This is a genomic window from Pantoea sp. EKM20T (assembly GCF_011800485.1).
Classification (GTDB): domain Bacteria; phylum Pseudomonadota; class Gammaproteobacteria; order Enterobacterales; family Enterobacteriaceae; genus Pantoea; species Pantoea agglomerans.
On record NZ_JAALFW010000004.1, the window covers coordinates 307,911 to 326,510 of the forward strand.

Here is an 18,600-nt window from a genome sequence, read left to right on the forward strand (position 1 = left end):
TTAACGCTTATGCTCCTGCGTAAAATAGTTATCATTCTTCTCGGTATGATTATGGCTGCTGTCATCATTATTGCCGACAACCATGCTCATAAAGTTAATTGCCGTGATCAGGTTTTCAGTTTGCCATCATCGCAAAGTGAATGACCTTGTCTGAATCCTTCTCTCCAGCATCCTCTTTGGCTTCAGATCTGTTGGCGGTGTTGATGACGCGAGAAGGTCAGTGACGTTGATCCGGCTGAATCGCTTACGGAATAAAACCCTGTTACATCGGCCTGAACAGAGCGACACGTTACGCCAGTGATATTACAGCTGCATTTCTGATAAGCAGGCTTGTTTGTTGCCCTTCCCGGCAGACCTGTCAGTAAAAAAGGCTGCATAACACTTATGCAGCCTGAATTTCCCGCTCAGCTTGCTTGCCGACACTTAGCGCGACGGTGGCTCATCCAGTAGCCGCAGATGATCATCTTTGTTCAGGGTCATCAACGCAACAATACTGACCAGCGCAGTCGCCATCACATACCAGGCGGGGATATCGGGATTACCGGTCTGTTTAATCAACCCGGTGATGATCAATCCGGCACAGCCAGAAAACACCGCGTTAGAAAGCGAATAGGCCAGACCCAGTCCGGTATAACGCACCCGCGTCGGGAACATCTCTGCCAGCATTGCAGGCCCCGGTCCGGCCAGCAACCCGACTACTCCGCCCGCGATAAACACCACCAGCGCTTTCAGCAGCAGCCCGGTGCTCTCTGCCTGAAGTATGTTAAGCAGCGGCAGAGAGAGCACCAGCAGCAATACCGCCGCTGTCACCATCACCGCACGGCGGCCAATCCTGTCACTCAGCATGCCGGCCGGGATGATGGTGGCAGCAAAGCCCAGGTTCGATATCACCGCAATCAGCAACGCCTGGTTAAAGCCGGTGTGCAGCGATGCCTGCAGGTACGTCGGCATAATCACCAGCCAGGTGTAACCGGCCGCCGACCAGACCATCAGCCGACAGATACCGAGCAGGATCGTTTTCAGCGTATCGCCAAGGCTGGCGTCAACTTTTACAACGGGTTTTGCCTGCTGCTGAATAAACGCCGGGGTCTCCTCCATCTGAACCCGCAGCCAGAGCGCGATGACACCCAGCGGCAGGGCAATGAAGAACGGGATGCGCCAGCCCCAGCTCAGCATCTGCTCCGGCGACAGCAGCAGTGAGAGCAGCGCTACGATGCCCGCGCCAGCCAGTAATCCCAGCGCCACAGTAAAAGATTGCCACGCCCCATAAAGGCCCCGCTTACCGCGCGGTGCAAACTCGGTCATCAGCGATACCGCCCCGCCATACTCACCCCCCGCGAACAGCCCCTGCAGAATACGCAGACCGGTCACGATCAGCGGCGCCAGGATGCCCAACTGGGCATAGGTGGGTACCAGGCCGATAGCCGCCGTCGCCAGCGTCATCATGATTAATACAAAAATCAGCGTGGGTTTGCGCCCGATGCGATCACCCATCCGGCCGAAAATGATTGCTCCGAGTGGACGGAAGAAAAAGGCGATGGCAAATGACGCATAGGTCAGCAGAAGCCCGGTCAGCGCTGACTCCCCTTCCAGCCGGAAAAAGTTCTGCGCTATCACGGTGGCAAGAAAGCCATAGACGGCAAACTCATACCATTCAATGAAATTACCTACCGAACCGGCTATCAGAGCACGTTTACGGCTGGCGGAGCTGAGCAGATTATCGACGGGCACAGACATGGCAGGGGATCCTTTTTGAGCATCATCAGTCGCTTATGATTAGCACAATCGCCGCACGCCTGCGCACTCTTCTGCCTGTCACGTTAACTCAGACACAGAAATCTGCGCTTAACGCGCCACGGCACGCCCTTTTTCACCTTCACGCCTTGCACAACGGCTTTACGATTGTCAGGATGTGCGGCATTGAATGAATCAGGCGGATAGATGATGAACGCACAAACCTCAAAAGATCCTCTGCATGGCGTAACGCTGGAGATGCAGATAAACAGTTTAGTCGCGCAGTATGGCTGGGCGGAGCTGGGAAAACGGATCAACATTAACTGCTTTAAAAGCGATCCGAGTGTTAAATCAAGCCTGAAGTTTTTGCGGCGCACGCCCTGGGCGCGGGCTGAAGTCGAAGCGCTTTATCTCGCCTCGTTAAAAGAGAAACCGGCCTCCCGCGAAGCACCGTCTGAAGAGGCGGATCAAGCACCCGCAGAAGATCCCTGGGGCAACTGGCGCGGTAACCAGCCGGAGTAACGGGCAGACAACGCGGCAATAAAAAAGCCCGCGCAGGATAACCTGTGCGGGCTTTTTTTACGTCAGGTCGCTGTTACAGCGCCATGTCGTGCTTCGCTGAAGGCGCTGCCTGCTCAGGCTGTGCTGCTGGCGCCTCGGCTGCTTTGCCATCCATGTTGATAACCGGCGGTGTGGTCAGCTGCAGAGTCGCAGCGGTGTCATTCCATACCTGCTGGAGCATCGGCACGTTGTCATTCAGTTTCTGACCGTAGCCTGGGATCATCTTGTGGATTTTTGCCTGCCATTCCGCTGACTTAAACTCTTCCGGGAACAGTTTCTGCATCACGCTTAACGCGATAGGCGCAGCGGTCGATGCACCAGGAGAAGCACCCAGCAGTGCCGCCACGGTTTTCTGCTGATCGGTCACAATTTCTGTACCCAGTTTCAGCACGCCACCTTTGTCAGCATCTTTCTTGATGATCTGTACGCGCTGACCGGCCTGAATCAGTTTCCAGTCCTCTTTCTTCGCGTCCGGGTAGTACTCTTTCAGCGCTTCGAAGCGATCTTCTTCTGTCAGCATCACCTGGCCAACCAGGTATTTCACCAGGTCGAAGTTATCCATACCCACGTCGGTCATTGGCACGATGTTATGGGTAGTGGTGGTGCTCAGCAGATCAAACAGTGAACCATTTTTCAGGAACTTGGTTGAGAAGGTCGCGAACGGTCCAAACAGCACGACGCGTTTGCCATCCAGATAACGAGTATCCAGATGCGGAACGGACATCGGTGGTGCACCGGTAGACGCCTGACCGTAGACTTTCGCCAGGTGACGATCGGCAATCGCCTTGTTTTCGGTTACCAGGAATGAACCACCCACCGGGAAGCCTGCATAGTTTTCCGCTTCCGGGATGCCGGTTTTCTGCAGTAATTTCAGCGCGCCGCCGCCAGCACCAATAAAGACATATTTCGCGTCAACCGCACGCTCGTTGCCGTTTTTGGCATCTTTAATGGTGACGTGCCATGAGTTATCACCGTTACGTTTGAAATCGGTGACTTCAGACGAGGTTTCCAGACGGAAGTTGTCATTCTTCTTCAGGCTGCCGATTAGCTGACGGGTAATTTCACCGTAGTTTACGTCGGTGCCAACCGGCGTCCAGGTTGCGGCCACTTTCTGCTGGGGATCACGACCTTCCATCACCAGCGGTGCCCACTGCTCGATCTGCTTGTGATCGGTAGAGAACTTCATGCCCTGGAACAGCGCGGTTTTCTGTAACGCCGCATAGCGTTTAGTCAGGAAGTCGACGTTGTCGCCCCAGACGAAGCTCATGTGTGGCGTTGAGTTGATGAAAGAGCGCGGATCGTGCATCACGCCCTCTTTGACCTGCGAACTCCAGAACTGGCGTGAAACCATGAAAGCTTCGTTGATTTCCAACGCTTTCGTCACGTCGATCGAGCCGTCTTTACGCTCAGGCGTATAGTTCAGCTCCATATTGGCAGAGTGACCGGTACCGGCGTTGTTCCAGCCGTTAGAGGATTCCAGTGCCACACCATCCAGCTTCTCAACCATGATCTGTTTCCAGCCAGGCTGCAGCTCTTCCAGCATGGTGCCCATTGAGGCGCTCATGATGCCGCCACCAATTAACAGGACGTCGGTTTTTTCTGGTGAAGTTTCAGCATGCAGTGCTGAAGAAACTAACAAGGCCGCGAGGGAAAGAGTGGGAATAACTTTCTTTGAATTCATCATTTTAATCTACAGCTCAGACGGTACTGGTTAAAAAAAGTCCTTAAAGTTTAAAATAATGTTATTTGTGAGTTAATGTGAAAATAGTTATAAAATTAAAAATAGCAATTTAGCCTTAATTTAATTACAAAAGGCTTACCGAATTGCTCACATATTTTAACCACACATTAAGGGTGTCCTTTGAATTATACAATCCCCTAACACAAATATTGTTCTCCGGCGATTGCCCGCGCGAAGACCGCTAAAACTGTACTGATGCGGTCAGTTAGCGTATGTTTCCGGGCGATCTCCCACCCGTGCTGAACGCCAATGACAAGCCAACCACAGAACCGACATGCCGTGACTAAACGACCCATGAAACTCAGTACCCTGACCACCCTGATGATGACCGCGGTTATCGTCACCGTGCTGCTCGCTGTCCATCTGCTCTATTTTGTGCAGATCGATAACTTTGCTCAGTCGCATCTTAAAGATAAGGCGATGGCAGTGGCACGCACTCTGGCAGACAGCCCTGAAGTGCAGCGTGGGTTACTGTTACCGGACGGCAGCAGCCAGATTCAGCCACTGGCTGAAGCCGCGCGCAAACGCAACGGCCTGCTGTTTGTGGTGGTGACGGATATGCGTGGCATTCGCTTTTCACACCCGAACGCGGCGGTGATTGGCAAACATTTTGTCGGCAACGATATCTATCCGGCCCTCAGCGGGCGGGAAAATGTGGCGGTAAATCACGGCGTGCTGGTAGAGGCACTGCGGGTATTTACCCCGGTTTATAACGCAGATCATCAGCAGATTGGTGTGGTGGCGATCGGCATTGCGCTGAATGATGTGGCGGCGCAGATTGCCAAAAGCCGCTGGAACATCGTCTGGACTGTCTTATTTGGCGGCCTGGTTGGCCTGCTGGGGATTCTTATTCTGGTCAGGCGCCTTAAGAGCATATTGCTCGGGCTGGAGCCGCACGAAATTTCCAGCCTGTTCGAGCAGCGTCAGGCGATCCTCAATTCTATTAAAGAGGGTGTGATTGCGGTAGATGATGAGTCACGCGTCAGCCTGATTAACCACGCGGCGCAGCAGCTGCTGCATGAGACTACCCGCAAGATGCCGTTAAGCGGCGATCTGATTGCTGAAGAGAGCGTAATGCACCGCCATCAGCAGGATGCGCTGCATGCGGGTAAAGCCTGGCACGATCAGGAGCTGACGCTGGGTAATCGCATCCTGATCAGCAATACCGTGCCGGTTCGCAGTCGTGACCGCATTATCGGCGCGGTGACCACCTTCAGGGACAAGACCGAGATCAGCCAGCTGATGCAGCGTCTGGACGGCATGGTAAACTATGTAGACGCGTTACGTGAACGTTCCCATGAGTTCATGAACAAGCTGCATGTCATTCTGGGCCTGCTGCATATGAAAAACTATGCGCAGATGGAAGAGTACATCCTGAAAACCGCCAACGCCTATCAGACGGAGATTGGTTCGCTGCTGCAAAAGATCAAATCGCCCATCATTGCGGGTTTCCTGCTCAGCAAAATCAACCGGGTGACCGATGAAGGCCATCAGCTGATTATCGATGAGGCGAGTTTTCTGCCCGACTGCGGCAGCGAGGAGCAGAGCGCGGTACTGATTACGGTGCTGGGCAATTTAATTGAAAATGCGCTTGAGGCGCTGGACCCGGAAACCGAAGGGGAGATCCACCTCATGCTGCATTATCAGAATGGCTGGTTAGCCTGTGAAGTGAGTGATGACGGACCCGGGATCGACGGTACGCAGCTCAGCGCCATTTTTGAGCGTGGCGTCTCGTCAAAAGGCGAAGATCGCGGTGTCGGATTGTTTCTGGTTAAGCAGCAGACCGAAAGCCTGGGCGGCAGTGTCAGTGCCGAGTCGGAACCGGGTGTATTCACCCAATTCTTAGTACAACTTCCGTGGGAGAGAGGAATGATTACCCAATGATCAATGTGTTAGTTGTCGATGATGACGCCATGGTAGCCGAGCTGAATCGCTGTTATATCGGGCAGATCCCAGGCTTTACCTGCTGCGGCACCGCCTCAACCTTACAGCAGGCCAAAGAGCGGCTGGCGCAGGCCGAACCTCAGGTTGATCTGATCCTGCTGGATATCTATATGCAGCAGGAGAACGGTCTCGACCTGTTGCCGGAACTGCGCAGCGCAGGACGTCCGGTTGACGTGATTATTATCTCGTCAGCAGCAGATGCCGCCACCATCAAAACCTCACTCAACTACGGTGTGGTGGATTATCTGATCAAGCCTTTCCAGTTTGCCCGCTTTGAAGAGGCGCTGACTGGCTGGCGACAGAAAAAATCGCTGATGGATAATCATCAGTTCTATCAGCAGTCGGACGTTGATCAGTTGTTGCATGGCAATCCGCCGGGGGCCAGCGAGCAGAAGCGACTGCCGAAAGGATTAACACCGCAGACCCTGCGCACCCTGTGTCTGTGGATCGACGCCCACCCGGGTACCGAGTTCTCCACCGACGAACTGGCAACCGAGGTGAATATCTCCCGCGTCTCCTGCCGCAAGTATCTGATTTGGCTGGCGCAGATTAATATCCTGTTCACCAGCATTCATTATGGGGTCACGGGCCGTCCGGTTTATCGCTATCGCCTGCAGCCGGAGTATCACACTTTACTCAAACAATATTGTCAGTGAACCAGCCGATAATCGGTGTCCAGTAACTGAAAAGAAAAGTGACGTTGTGACGAGCAGATCACCTGCCTGTCACGGGTCACAAATATCGCTTCAATGCCCGGTTGCTCTGCCAGGCAGGCAATGCCCTGTTCAACGCCGAGGCCGTAAAGCAGTGTGGTGTAGATGTCGCCATCCAGTGACCGGTCAGAGATCACAGTGACGCTCAGCAGGTCATTATCCAGCGGATAACCGCTACGCGGGTCGAGGATGTGGTGATAACAGACGCCATCCAGCTCGAAATAACGCTCATAGATACCGGATGTCACCACCGAGCGATTATTCACCCCGATCACCCCGATCAGCTCATCGGCCTCACCAAACGGTTTTTTCAGGCCGATTGCCCAGCCCGCCTCTTCTGGCGGCGCACCCACTGTCTGCACATTTCCGCCCAGATTAATCAGCGCACTGCTGACCTGCTGCTGGCGCAAGAATGCCTGCACAACATCGGCGATATAGCCTTTGGCGATGGCGCCCAGGTCAATCTCCATCCCCGGCTGGGCCAGCATGACACTGCGGCTTGCGTCATCAAGAATAACATCATGCGGATTCGTCAGCGCCATGCGCGCCTGAAGTTCTGTCTCTGATGGAACACGGTGGCCCTGAAAGCCGATTTTCCAGCACTTCACCAGCGGGCCGATAGCCAGATTAAACAGGCTGTCGGGCAGCAGGCTCACCGCATGCGCGCAGGCGATCAGGTCAAACACCGGCTGACTGACGACCACCGGATGCTGCCCTGCCGCGTGATTAATCGCCATCACTTCCGACGCCGCGCGGTTAACCGTGAAGAGATTCTCCTGCTGTTTAATCAGGCGGAAGACCTGTCCGGCCAGGGTCTGATTATCGTCGAAGAGTTTGAGCAGGATGGGTGAACCCATTAAGACAGCGGAGTAAGCATAGACACGCGCATCAGTTAACATAGGCGACTCTGCTTTAAAAAGAAAAGAGCGGCATCCGCAGAGCGCGGATGCCGGAGACGACCCTTAACGTCGGGCGTAAGCGGCGGCGTTACCACCGGCCAGAATGCCGAAGATAATGATATCGGCGACTGCGTTACCGCCGATGCGGTTCGCGCCGTGAATGCCGCCAACCACCTCGCCACAGGCCCAGGCGCCGTTAATCACCTGTTTCTGGCTGTCCAGCACCGCGGTGGTGGTGTCGATGGTGACGCCGCCCATGGTGTGGTGTACGCCCGGTGCAACACGAATCGCGTAGAACGGTGCTTCACTCAGAGGATGACGCAGCGCGGTCTGACGACCGAAGTCTTCATCTTTCTGCATGATAACGAAGTTGTTGTAACGGGCCAGCGTGGCTTCCAGCGTATGATGCTCACTCATGTTGAGTTTCACCGCCAGTTCTGCCACGGTTGGCGCGCTGACCACAAAGCCTTTGGCGATATATTCGTCAGCCGCTTTGTTATTCATCCGCACCTGCTCGTCAAACACAATCCAGGCACTCTTCTCTGGCAAGGCGATAATCTGCGCCGAGACTTTATCGCGGGTTTCCATTTCGTTGTAGAAGCGCTCACCCGCCTGACTGACCAGGATAGCACCGCCGCCACGAATGGATTCGGAGACCAGATAAGAGGTGGTCTGTTCAACCGTTGGGTGAATCTGGATTTCGCCCATATCCACGGTACCGGCACCAATTTTTTCCAGCATGGCAATACCGCTGCCGGTGGCACCTTTGTGGTTGGTGGTGACAAAGCCATCGAGTTCAGGGCGATATTTCACTACCAGTTCACGGTTCGCACTGAATCCGCCGGTCGCCACAATCACGCTTTTCGCGTTCAGGATACGGCTGTCGTTGTACTCATCGACCACTCTCACACCCGCTACCGCGCCGTTCTCATAAAGGATTTCTGAGACTGAGGTTTCCAGCAGGACTTCGATGTTGCGGCTGTTGATGTTTTTAACCAGACCGCTGATCAGGAAGCCACCCACCGCTGAACGATCCGCCGGACGGTGGGTACGATCGATGCTCATCCCGCCGGTGATGGTGATGTCGTTAAGCTCAATGCCGTGATTCGCCAGCCACTCAATCGCCTCCGGAGCCAGCTCTACAAACTCACGCAGCAGCACCGGATTATTTTTAAACTGACCGCCTTTCAGCGTCTCCTCGTAGAACAGCTCTTTGCTGTCTTCGATGCCTTTGAGTTTCTGGAAACGGGTTTCCGCGGCGTTCATGCCCACTGAGGCTTTAATGGTGTTACCGCCAATGGTCGGCATCTTCTCGATGATGACCACGCGCGCCCCTTCATCGTGCGCCTGAATCGCCGCCGCAAGGCCGGCACCGCCGCTGCCCACAATCACCACATCGTAATTCTGCGGTGCGTTAGGGTTGCCGCCCTCTTCAATCACATGCTCTTTGCTGGAGGTGGTCAGCGCGCGTGAAACCGCTTTTTTCAGCGCCTCACTCTGGGTCGTCGCACCGGTAATCGCATCGACGTGTGGGCTGTTGGCCACCAGGATGCGGCTACGCAGGCTTTCAAAGGTAGTAGTGAAGTCCACATCCAGGGTGTCATCCGGCACCAGCGAGATGTCAGTGATACGGTCAGTATCCAGCGTGACGTTGATTTTCAGTTTCAGCGCTTCGGCTTCGACTTTTTCCTGATAGACGCCCGCTTTGTATTTACGGCCCGATTCACTCATGTCGCGGATCATCGCATCGACCAGGGAGAAGCGCCACAGCGGTTCCGGGATCTGCAGCTCTTCACGTTTGTTGCTGTCGATGTAGAGATCGAGGTGTTCGTTATTGATGATGCGGTCAGCCCAGTTCGGATAAGCGATACAGGCTTTACCAATCGCCACCAGATCGTAGCCTTTCTCCAGCGCCAGCTCGGCATCGGCTTTATTGACGACGCCGCCAACACCAATCACCGGCACTTTTGCCAGCACAGGCGAACGCATCGCGACGAATTTCTCAATCAGCGGCGTCGGGTCCTGGGTATCGACAATTGACGGACGCAGCAGCTGACCTACCGAGAAATGGACGTAGTCGAGGCCGCGCGCCGCCAGTTTTTCCAGCAGATAGAGCGTGTCGTCAAAGCGAATGCCGGGCACTTCGATCTCTTCCGGCGAGAAGCGATAGCCGATGATGAAAGAGTTATGGGCGAAGCGCTCAGCCATCTTGTGGGTGATTTCCAGCACTTCCAGCGGGAAGCGTGCGCGGTTATCGCGGCTGCCGCCCCACTTGTCATCGCGCTGGTTAGAGTTCGGCGAATAGAACTGCTGAATCAGGTAGGTGTTAGCACCATGAATTTCGACGCCATCGAAACCGGCCTTGATGGCGCGGTTCACCGCATCACCAAATTTGGTGATCATGGTTTCGACTTCTTCGGCGCTCAGCGCCAGGGGTTTGGTTGCCCCTTCACGCGGTGCCGCGATGGCGCTTGGCGCAACCGGCGTTTTGCCGCCAATCAGCTCCGGTTCGACCATACGGCCGCCGTGATAGATCTGCAAAATGGCCGTAGAGCCTTCAGATTTAATCGCGTCCGCGATGCGTTTCAGACCAGGAATTTTGTTGTCGCTGTCGATAGCAATGGCACCCGGAAATGCCGGGCCACGGTTGTCAATAAAGCAGCATTCAACGATTACGGTTCCGATGCTGCCTGCACGTGCGCGGTAGTACTCGACCAGCTCACTGGTGACCGTACCGTCATAAAAACCGGTACAGGTGGTCATCGGCGCCATTACCAGTCGGTTTTTCAACACAGCGCCATTAGGCAGGGTCAGTGGATTAAGGATGGGGGTGAGAGATTTCATTGCGATAAACTCCAAGATTTAAAAGTCTGGAAATTTTTTAGCGGACGCAAATTATCGCTTAATTAAGTGGTCCGATGTCATGAGACTAATATACCCTTTTCTTTGCTTTCATAAGCGATAAATTTACTTTTTTAACTTTTAAATGATTTAGAGTTTTTATTTGCCGAATGCATAAAGTGAAGTTATATTAATTGTTAACCATGGGTAACCAAAAATCAACCATTCGTTTACATAAAAAATAAATCGTTTATCATCATGCGGTTAAAGCAAGACATTCAGTTTACGTGAGCTGATGATTTGTCGACCAGCTTCACAAAACTGTCAAAATTTCGATGCAGAAAATATAAATTAAAAATAAATGTTAAAAATGGAGAATAATGAATTAATTTCTTTGATCTGGATCAAAATCTATATTTGCAAAAATCGCATCATATTTACATGGATTTAAAAATGCAGCTCAGTAACTAAGCAGCAGATTAAAAAAATCAGTGCATCGCGGTTTATTCACACTATTAAGAATAAGAAAGAAAGTCATCAGTGAAGGTCCGGGGCGCAAATCGCATTCTTCTTAACTTGCAGATAAAATACTATGAAACCACTCTCAGCTGTAACTGAACCCCCAAAAGTCGCACCTGCGGCGCCGGGTAAAAAGAAAGCTATCATGCTTGCTCTGCCGGTGCTCGTTGCCGTGTTGCTGTTGCTGGTGCCCACACCAGCCGGACTCGAACCCTACGCCTGGCACTTCTTCGCCATCTTCGTCGGCGTGATTGTCGGGTTGATCTTTGAACCCCTGCCAGGCGCGGTGATCGGCCTGACCGGCGTGGTGGTCATCGCGCTGTTCAGCCAGTTTCTGCTCTTCAGCCCGGCTGAACTGGCTAACCCGAAATTCAAAGTCGCCAGTGAGTCGTTCAAATGGGCGGTCAGTGGGTTCGGCAACTCCACGGTCTGGCTGATCTTCGGTGCCTTTATGTTCGCCGCGGGTTATGACAAAACGCAGTTTGGTCGCCGCCTGGCCCTGATTCTGGTGAAGTATCTGGGTCGCCGCAGTCTGACGCTGGGTTATGCTATTACCTTTGCTGACCTGCTTCTGGCGCCCTTTACGCCGTCAAACACCGCGCGCAGTGGCGGTACCATCTACCCGATTATCGCCAACCTGCCGCCGCTTTACGGCTCTAAACCTAATGACCCGAGCGCCCGAAAAATCGGTTCCTATCTGATGTGGGTAGCGATTACCGCGGCCTGTATTACCAGCTCCATGTTCCTCTCTGCGCTGGCACCCAACCTGCTGGCACTGGCACTGGTAAAAAGCATCGTCGGTTTTGATATCTCATGGGGCATGTGGTTCCTGGCCTTCCTGCCGCTGGGTGTGCTGTTGATTCTGACCATGCCGCTGCTGGCTTACTGGTTCTACCCACCTGAAGTTAAAATCAATGATGAAGTGCCGAAATGGGCCATCGCTGAACTGGAAAAACTGGGCAGACTGACCCGCAATGAAATCCTGCTGCTGGTGTTTGTAGTCTGTGCCCTGCTGATGTGGATTTTCGCCACCTCGTGGATCGAACCTGCCATGGCGGCGCTGCTGGTGGTAGTTCTGATGTTGTGGACCGGCGTACTGACCTGGAATGACATCACCAGTAATAAACCGGCCTGGAACACCTTTGCCTGGTTCGCCACCCTGGTGGCACTGGCCGATGGTCTGGCCCGCGTCGGCTTTATTACCTGGTTAGGTAAAGAGGGTGGCATGCTGCTGCAGGGTTATGACCCACAGGTTTCGGCCGTGGTGTTGTTAATCGCCTTCTTCCTGCTGCACTATCTGTTTGCCAGTACCACCGCACACACCACCGCGCTGTTACCGGCCATGCTGACCATTGCAGCCTCCATTCCAGGCATCAATATGCCGGTCTTCTGCCTGATGTTATGTACCTCTCTGGGTGTGATGGGCATCATCACGCCATATGGTACTGGTCCAAGCCCGATTTACTACGGCAGCGGTTATCTGCCTACCAAAGACTACTGGCGTCTGGGAACCATCTTCGGTGCCATCTTCTTAGGCTCCATGATGCTGATTGCCTATCCGTGGATGGTGTGGTTGTTCTGACGGATACAACATGCAGATCAACGCGTTATAAGATACCATTCCTGCACTTCCCCACCGCACCCGCGTTGGGGAAGCATAATAAACAATTAATTCGCCTATGATGTTGCGCCCCGCAGCCTGTCCGCGGAGGTTCAGCCGGTCATTAAGTGAGAAAAAATGTCGAACAAGCCTTTTGTCTATCAGAACCCTTTCCCGCTGTCCCACGAAGATACCGAATACTATCTGCTGAGTCGTGAGCATGTCTCCGTCTCCGAGTTTGAGGGTCAGGAGATCCTTAAAGTCGATCCTCAGGCGCTGACGTTACTGAGCCAGCAGGCGTTCCACGACGCCTCTTTTATGCTGCGTCCGGCCCACCAGCAGCAGGTCGCCTCCATCCTTGATGACCCGGAAGCCAGCGACAATGATAAATATGTCGCCCTGCAGTTTTTAAGGAACTCTGAAATTGCCGCCAAAGGCGTGCTGCCAACCTGTCAGGATACCGGCACCGCGATCATCATGGGCAAAAAGGGCCAGCGCGTCTGGACCGGCGGCGGTGATGAAGCTGCGCTGTCACAGGGTATCTACAACACCTATATCGAAGATAACCTGCGCTATTCGCAGAATGCCGCTCTGGATATGTATAAAGAGGTGAATACCGGCACTAACCTGCCAGCGCAGATCGACCTCTACAGCGTGGATGGCGATGAGTATAAGTTCCTCTGTATCGCTAAAGGTGGTGGTTCCGCCAATAAAACCTATCTCTATCAGGAAACCAAAGCGCTGCTGAGCCCGGGCAAGCTGAAAAATTACCTGGTGGATAAGATGCGTACCCTCGGCACCGCAGCCTGTCCGCCCTACCATATTGCGTTTGTCATTGGCGGCACCTCGGCAGAAAGCACACTGAAAACCGTGAAGCTCGCCTCAACTCACTATTACGACGGGCTGCCCACTGAAGGCAACGAGCACGGTCAGGCGTTCCGCGACGTTCAGCTGGAGCAGGAACTGCTGGAAGCGGCGCAGCAGCTCGGTCTGGGTGCGCAGTTTGGCGGCAAATATTTTGCACACGATATCCGCGTGGTGCGTCTTCCACGTCACGGCGCCTCCTGCCCGATCGGCATGGGCGTCTCCTGCTCGGCTGACCGTAACATCAAAGCGAAGATTAACCGTGAAGGTATCTGGATTGAGAAACTGGAAGCCAACCCAGGCCGCCTGATCCCGGAAGCACTGCGTCAGCAGGGCGAAGGTGAAGCGTTGCAGGTTGATCTCAACCGCCCAATGGAAGAGATTCTGGCGCAACTGTCCGCTTATCCGGTTTCAACCCGCCTGTCACTGACCGGCACTATTATCGTGGCGCGCGATATTGCGCATGCAAAACTCAAAGAGCGCATCGATAACGGCGAAGGATTACCGCAGTACATCAAAGATCATCCGGTCTATTACGCTGGCCCGGCGAAGACGCCTGAAGGTTATGCTTCTGGTTCACTCGGCCCGACCACTGCCGGTCGTATGGATTCCTACGTGGATCTGCTTCAGGCACACGGCGGAAGTAAGATCATGCTGGCCAAGGGCAATCGCAGCCAGCAGGTGACGGATGCCTGTCATAAACATGGCGGCTTCTATCTCGGCAGCATTGGTGGTCCGGCAGCGGTGCTGGCGCAGCAGAGCATTAAAAGTCTGGAATGCGTGGAGTATCCCGAGCTGGGAATGGAAGCGATCTGGAAAATCGAGGTGGAGAACTTCCCTGCCTTTATCCTGGTTGATGACAAAGGTAACGACTTCTTCCAGCACATTGAGCGCGCGCACTGCGCGAAATGCGTTAAGTAACGAAAAAGACCTTTAATCGAACAGCCTCCGAAAGGCAGGACGCAGGAGATTTTAAAAATTTCCCCGGCTAATCAATTTCAGGTTGGCCGGGGAACTCAACATAAATTCGCAACTCTTTTATCTGACAACTTTTCCCGGGATAGCTAACCCCCCTTCAGAACTCACGGGAAAGTGTCAAATATCCGTTGAATCGGACAGAGCACTCATCGTTATTTAGTATACTGGAGACAATATATACATTTTTTGCGCCTTTCACGTTGGTATAGGTGTATTTAACCGTCAGGTTCATTGCGCCGTTATTGTGGTAAATATCGAAGTAATCTTTGAGCAAGAGACCTTTACCTGTTTTAGCGTCTTTCTGCGCAAACTGATGCGCTAACGCATCGGAAACGAGGGAAAGATTTAGCACTTCAACTGTTGTTTTATCTCGCTCAATCCCATTAACACCTTCTTTGGTTATAGCAGATAAGAGCATCTCCTCCGCATAATGACCCCGAGCGGCGCATTCACTGCCAGGTGTATCTGCTGTGTAACCAGCGAACGGTAACAGGGCCAGGGCCAGACTCAGCACATAATGATTAATCACCGCACCACCTCCAGAATTGCGCCGTAATCTTTACTAACCAGTAAGCGTGTTGATGGTCCCATAATTATGCAGCCAGCAGAGGCAAAACCTCTGATGCCGTGGCGTTTGTCTCCGTGCATCCTGAATGTACCCATATCACGCTCATAAGCGTTGACGCTGAGCGGAACCAGGGTAATTGTGAGCGGGCCTTTGCTGGTTCCGGTACTGCCGATTCTCCAGGTTCCTCGCGGGATTGGACCCATACCACGAACCTGCTCGCGATCAGGATTATTTTTGTTTGTAAGAATACCAGAGTAGCCTGTTTCAATTAACTTGCCATCGCGATATAACTCACCCGTACTTTGTTTATAAATCCATTTAGCCATTGTGATTTCCTTATGCTGTTTTCTGCTCTTCCAGGCTATCGGTGTGTTTAATATTGCCATCTGTATAATGCCAAGCTATTTGTTCATAACGCAGCCCGACATGCTCTACGTGACCGTGCCTTTCAAAATCCGGGTCTTTGGTATCGAACATAACCGTCACGACGTGACAAACCTTCACACACTCGAGTTTCGTTACGAAATACTCCTCTTCCTGACCGTTGTAATTGATGCGGTAGAAGCTGAACACCGCTTTTGCTAGCGTTTCCCCTGTTGTTAGCGCTTTATACAATTGCGGCGATGCGCTATCAATAGTTTTTTCAAAAGTATAAGCCTCATGTTGCCGCGCGCCTGTCACTGCACCTGTTGTGTCGTCCGTGGAAATAAATAAATTATGCTGCATCCCAGTTACCTCAATGCTTCCTTCGCGTTCAGTGACATCGACAGAGCCTTTTATTAATTTCCCTTCTTCATCGTAAAGCCACAGATATACTGGTATAGCCATTTAACACACTCCTTTGTCATATGAAGAGTGATAGTATCCTCCGCCTGCGCTCCCATTATGAAATGCTGAATGACATTTAATTAATGGCAATCAATAAAAACGCATATATTCCTCCATTTTCGGTCTGCTCACGCATCCTATCTTTGCCCTCAGGACACCCTCTTTTATTGTAATCTGAACTTAACCGGGCTGAAGCTATTGAGACGCAGACTGATGCGTTCAGAGTTATAGTGGGGAGCCCAGTGTCTATGACCTTCCTCTGCACAACTAATACTATCTGACTCCTCCAGAATGAAGTCCAGGGATTAAAGCGTGACGAAAAAGCTTTCAGCTATAGCGTTATTAAAGCAGTTTCACTTACACGAAGGAATCTGCACCACATATGCTGACCGAAGCTTTTAATGATAAGTTGTCATCTGGATCTGCAACCGCAGATTGATATGAAGCACAGGTGAATCAGCCGCTGATAGCCGCGTAAATGCCTTGACTGACATTTATTAACTCGCGCCGTGGCGGGATTTTCTGAACGACATTCGGACATGACTTCAGTACTGAAGGGGTAAATTATCGGAGAGAGTTAACGCTTTTCGCCGCTAACATAAAATTCAGCTACCTCATTGCCTTCTTTTGATTAACGCTGCCACCGGTGCAGTCACGCTGTAAAATGCCTACGACCGGCCATTTCCATGAGCGATATTTTCAGACGGGATAACTATATGGCATATCATCGGCGTTCAGCCTTCAATTTGGCATTTGGCTGTTTTTCAGATAAATAATTGATGAGTAACGGCGTGGGATTAACAGTCTAATAATGAGCAGAGATTCGGCGACCAACAACCTTACGCCAACGACATGACGGGCAGCAGCTTCACGGTAGCCATCCCTCTTATTCCTGGTAATGTCTGACTACCGTAAAACGTTATTCAGGAAAAGAGCCTGGACTCTTCCCTGAACTGCATCTGAATAAGTTGAGTTTCCAACTTTTTGAGGCAGTTTTTTAGCCTCGCTGCAGCCGCTGCAACGCCACATCAATCTGCACATCACCTTTGGTGAGTTCGATGATCTGATACTTAATTTCCGGATTTTCAATCAGGCCGACCAGTGTCGCCGCCACATCTTCGCGCGGGATCTCACCATACGGAATCGCCAGATCGGCATGAACCCGACCGGTACCGGCTTCATCGGTCAGCGTACCCGGTCGCAGGATCACCCACTCCAGCTTACTCGCTACCAGTTCCACATCTGCCAGACGCTTCACCCGCATGTAATTCTCAAATCCCTCTGAGGGAGTTTTACCGCGGCCCGCATCCGGGAAAGCGGAAACCAGCATAAAGCGTGATACCCCCGCCTGTTCTGCTGCGGCAACCGCCAGCTTCAGCCCTTCTCCGTCAATGGCATTGGTCAGCTCGATCCCGGCACCGCCCGCACCCGCCGTGAAGACAGCCACATCGTGACCGGTCATCAGATCTGCCAGTGCCGTCACGCTCAGCTGCTGAATATCGCCAGCCACCGGTTTAGCACCAGCGGCCTGCAGCGTCTCTGCCTGCTCCGGTTTGCGGTGCAGCGCCGTCACTGTATGGCCTTTACTGCTCAGTTGACGAGTCAGCTTTTGGCCCACTTTGCCCGCTGCGCCGATAATGAAACATGTCGCCATAGGATCCAATCCTCCATTTACTGATTGAGTGCCAGAGTATAGCTATCAGTCAGAAACAAAACAGGCGCCTGATGCGGCGCCTGCTGGGTTATTGCGGGATCACTTTTTCCGCTTTCAGCTTATCAAACAGCTGAATAAAGGAGTCGAGCGTGCTGCGATAACCGGTGAAGCCCGCTTTGCGGCTCTTACTCATATCAGTAAAGGCTTCCATCGGACGTCCCAGGTCGGCATCGGTATGCCACCAGGAAGCCAGTCTGGTGACATCCGATTCACGCAACTGATGCTGCTCTGCAATCGCCTGCCATGCACTGGCGGCTTCCTGCATGCGATCTTCCAGCGGCATCATCTGCGCCGGGTATTCCGCTGCTTCAATGCCGAAATAGTCAGCCAGTTTTGGCCACATCCAGTTCCAGCGGAACACATCGCCGTTTACCGCATTGAAATCCTGATTAGCGGCATTAGGTGAGGTCGCCGCCCAGTGTAGCTGCTCAGCCAGCAGGCCCGCATCGGTCATATCAACGACACCGTTCCACTGCTCAGGTGAGCCAGGGAAGATAAACGGCCAGCCTTTCTCTTTACACAGCGTTGCGTAGACCGCCAGTGTCTGCCCCATATTCATCGCATTGCCTACGGCATAACCGATGATGGTGTGTGGGCGATGCACACTCCAGCGGTAGTCATACTTCTCTGCACCAGCGAACACTTCATCTTCCTGCGCATAGTAGAAGTTATCAACAGGCTGACGGCCCTGCTCTTCACGGAACGGCGTGACAGGCACAGCGCCTTTGCCGTAAGCTTCAAACGGCCCCAGGTAGTGCTTCAGTCCGGTTACCAGTGCCACGTGCGAACCCTGTAAGCGGTCACCGAGTGCTTCAATCACATTCCGCACCATGCCGCCGTTAACGCGGATATTCTCTTTTTCATTTTCCTGACGCGCCCAGACGCTAAAGAACAGCGCATCCGGTTTCTCTGTTTTCAGCGCGTCCCGGACGGCATCCGCATCGGTCAGATCGGCCGTCAGGCTGGTGACACCTTCAGGTACCGCGCCACGTCCGCGTGACAGACCGCTGACCTGCCAGCCTTCTTTCTGTAATTTATCTGCCAGTCCGCGACCAATAACGCCACTGATGCCCACAATCAAAGCATGCTTTTTCAT

At 52.9% G+C, this 18,600-nt stretch carries 15 protein-coding genes; 6 read left to right on the forward strand and 9 right to left on the reverse strand.

Going from position 1 to position 18,600, the window contains the following annotated elements; translation table 11 throughout:
- The first annotated feature begins 9 nt into the window (after positions 1–9).
- Positions 10–144: a hypothetical protein gene (locus HFD94_RS23115; RefSeq protein ID WP_254920067.1), complete on the forward strand. Its 135-nt coding sequence runs from the start codon at positions 10–12 to the stop codon at positions 142–144.
- Positions 145–423: 279 nt separating this feature from the next.
- Here HFD94_RS23115 and HFD94_RS09725 read toward each other — a convergent pair whose 3' ends face one another.
- A complete protein-coding gene (locus tag HFD94_RS09725; protein ID WP_010247251.1) occupies positions 424–1,737 on the reverse strand; it encodes an MFS transporter in 1,314 nt (437 codons plus the stop codon).
- 207 nt (positions 1,738–1,944) lie between these two features.
- Between HFD94_RS09725 and HFD94_RS09730 the strand changes: the two genes are divergently transcribed.
- The gene (locus tag HFD94_RS09730; RefSeq protein WP_033761066.1) at positions 1,945–2,256 is read left to right on the forward strand and encodes a VF530 family DNA-binding protein; all 312 of its coding nucleotides are present in this window, start codon (positions 1,945–1,947) and stop codon (positions 2,254–2,256) included.
- A gap of 73 nt (positions 2,257–2,329) precedes the next feature.
- On the opposite strand, the gene mqo is transcribed toward HFD94_RS09730, so the two are convergent.
- A complete protein-coding gene (gene mqo, locus HFD94_RS09735) occupies positions 2,330–3,979 on the reverse strand; it encodes a malate dehydrogenase (quinone) (protein ID WP_033760335.1) in 1,650 nt (549 codons plus the stop codon).
- Between the two features lie 351 nt (positions 3,980–4,330).
- Here mqo and dcuS point away from each other — a divergent pair, with 351 nt between their 5' ends.
- Both dcuS and dcuR read left to right on the forward strand, forming a co-directional pair.
- The gene (gene dcuS / locus HFD94_RS09740) at positions 4,331–5,920 is read left to right on the forward strand and encodes a DcuS/MalK family sensor histidine kinase (protein WP_207712420.1); all 1,590 of its coding nucleotides are present in this window, start codon (positions 4,331–4,333) and stop codon (positions 5,918–5,920) included.
- A complete protein-coding gene (gene dcuR / locus HFD94_RS09745; protein ID WP_009093030.1) occupies positions 5,917–6,636 on the forward strand; it encodes a two-component system response regulator DcuR in 720 nt (239 codons plus the stop codon). The genes dcuS and dcuR overlap by 4 nt, the downstream gene beginning before the upstream one ends.
- Here dcuR and HFD94_RS09750 read toward each other — a convergent pair.
- On the reverse strand, positions 6,630–7,592 hold the full coding sequence (locus HFD94_RS09750; protein WP_167433082.1) for an FAD:protein FMN transferase: 963 nt from the start codon (positions 7,590–7,592) through the stop codon (positions 6,630–6,632). The genes dcuR and HFD94_RS09750 overlap by 7 nt on opposite strands.
- Positions 7,593–7,655: 63 nt before the next feature.
- On the reverse strand, positions 7,656–10,436 hold the full coding sequence (locus HFD94_RS09755; protein WP_031592419.1) for a flavocytochrome c: 2,781 nt from the start codon (positions 10,434–10,436) through the stop codon (positions 7,656–7,658).
- A 589-nt stretch (positions 10,437–11,025) separates the two neighbouring features.
- Between HFD94_RS09755 and HFD94_RS09760 the strand changes: the two genes are divergently transcribed.
- Entirely contained in the window at positions 11,026–12,534 is a 1,509-nt protein-coding gene (locus HFD94_RS09760) for an anion permease (RefSeq protein WP_010247273.1), read from the forward strand.
- Between the two features lie 156 nt (positions 12,535–12,690).
- On the forward strand, positions 12,691–14,337 hold the full coding sequence (gene fumA, locus HFD94_RS09765) for a class I fumarate hydratase FumA (RefSeq protein ID WP_022624760.1): 1,647 nt from the start codon (positions 12,691–12,693) through the stop codon (positions 14,335–14,337).
- Positions 14,338–14,491: 154 nt separating this feature from the next.
- On the opposite strand, the gene HFD94_RS09770 is transcribed toward fumA, so the two are convergent.
- The 5 genes from HFD94_RS09770 to HFD94_RS09790 all read right to left on the reverse strand — a co-directional run bounded on the left by HFD94_RS09770 (position 14,492) and on the right by HFD94_RS09790 (position 18,600).
- A complete protein-coding gene (locus tag HFD94_RS09770) occupies positions 14,492–14,923 on the reverse strand; it encodes a Shiga toxin A subunit (protein ID WP_235038343.1) in 432 nt (143 codons plus the stop codon).
- On the reverse strand, positions 14,920–15,288 hold the full coding sequence (locus HFD94_RS09775) for a DUF2778 domain-containing protein (RefSeq protein WP_062759225.1): 369 nt from the start codon (positions 15,286–15,288) through the stop codon (positions 14,920–14,922). The genes HFD94_RS09770 and HFD94_RS09775 overlap by 4 nt, the downstream gene beginning before the upstream one ends.
- 10 nt (positions 15,289–15,298) lie before the next feature.
- Positions 15,299–15,790 carry a type VI secretion system tube protein TssD gene (tssD, locus tag HFD94_RS09780; RefSeq protein ID WP_159226783.1) on the reverse strand — a complete coding sequence of 164 codons (492 nt, stop codon included), beginning with the start codon at positions 15,788–15,790 and terminating at the stop codon, positions 15,299–15,301.
- Positions 15,791–16,787: 997 nt separating this feature from the next.
- On the reverse strand, positions 16,788–17,444 hold the full coding sequence (locus tag HFD94_RS09785) for an SDR family oxidoreductase (protein WP_159226782.1): 657 nt from the start codon (positions 17,442–17,444) through the stop codon (positions 16,788–16,790).
- Positions 17,445–17,532: 88 nt separating this feature from the next.
- Entirely contained in the window at positions 17,533–18,600 is a 1,068-nt protein-coding gene (locus HFD94_RS09790) for an SDR family oxidoreductase (protein ID WP_167433083.1), read from the reverse strand.

What these genes read in the sequence shown, in the direction of transcription:
- HFD94_RS09775 (WP_062759225.1), bottom strand. Translation starts at nt 15,288, where the DNA reads ATGGCTAAATGGATTTATAAACAAAGTACGGGTGAGTTATATCGCGAT.
- HFD94_RS09725 (WP_010247251.1), bottom strand. Translation starts at nt 1,737, where the DNA reads ATGTCTGTGCCCGTCGATAATCTGCTCAGCTCCGCCAGCCGTAAACGT.
- HFD94_RS09760 (WP_010247273.1), top strand. Translation starts at nt 11,026, where the DNA reads ATGAAACCACTCTCAGCTGTAACTGAACCCCCAAAAGTCGCACCTGCG.
- HFD94_RS09755 (WP_031592419.1), bottom strand. Translation starts at nt 10,436, where the DNA reads ATGAAATCTCTCACCCCCATCCTTAATCCACTGACCCTGCCTAATGGC.
- HFD94_RS09790 (WP_167433083.1), bottom strand. Translation starts at nt 18,600, where the DNA reads ATGAAAAAGCATGCTTTGATTGTGGGCATCAGTGGCGTTATTGGTCGC.
- tssD (WP_159226783.1), bottom strand. Translation starts at nt 15,790, where the DNA reads ATGGCTATACCAGTATATCTGTGGCTTTACGATGAAGAAGGGAAATTA.
- fumA (WP_022624760.1), top strand. Translation starts at nt 12,691, where the DNA reads ATGTCGAACAAGCCTTTTGTCTATCAGAACCCTTTCCCGCTGTCCCAC.
- HFD94_RS23115 (WP_254920067.1), top strand. Translation starts at nt 10, where the DNA reads ATGCTCCTGCGTAAAATAGTTATCATTCTTCTCGGTATGATTATGGCT.
- HFD94_RS09750 (WP_167433082.1), bottom strand. Translation starts at nt 7,592, where the DNA reads ATGTTAACTGATGCGCGTGTCTATGCTTACTCCGCTGTCTTAATGGGT.
- HFD94_RS09730 (WP_033761066.1), top strand. Translation starts at nt 1,945, where the DNA reads ATGAACGCACAAACCTCAAAAGATCCTCTGCATGGCGTAACGCTGGAG.
- dcuS (WP_207712420.1), top strand. Translation starts at nt 4,331, where the DNA reads ATGAAACTCAGTACCCTGACCACCCTGATGATGACCGCGGTTATCGTC.
- dcuR (WP_009093030.1), top strand. Translation starts at nt 5,917, where the DNA reads ATGATCAATGTGTTAGTTGTCGATGATGACGCCATGGTAGCCGAGCTG.
- HFD94_RS09785 (WP_159226782.1), bottom strand. Translation starts at nt 17,444, where the DNA reads ATGGCGACATGTTTCATTATCGGCGCAGCGGGCAAAGTGGGCCAAAAG.
- mqo (WP_033760335.1), bottom strand. Translation starts at nt 3,979, where the DNA reads ATGATGAATTCAAAGAAAGTTATTCCCACTCTTTCCCTCGCGGCCTTG.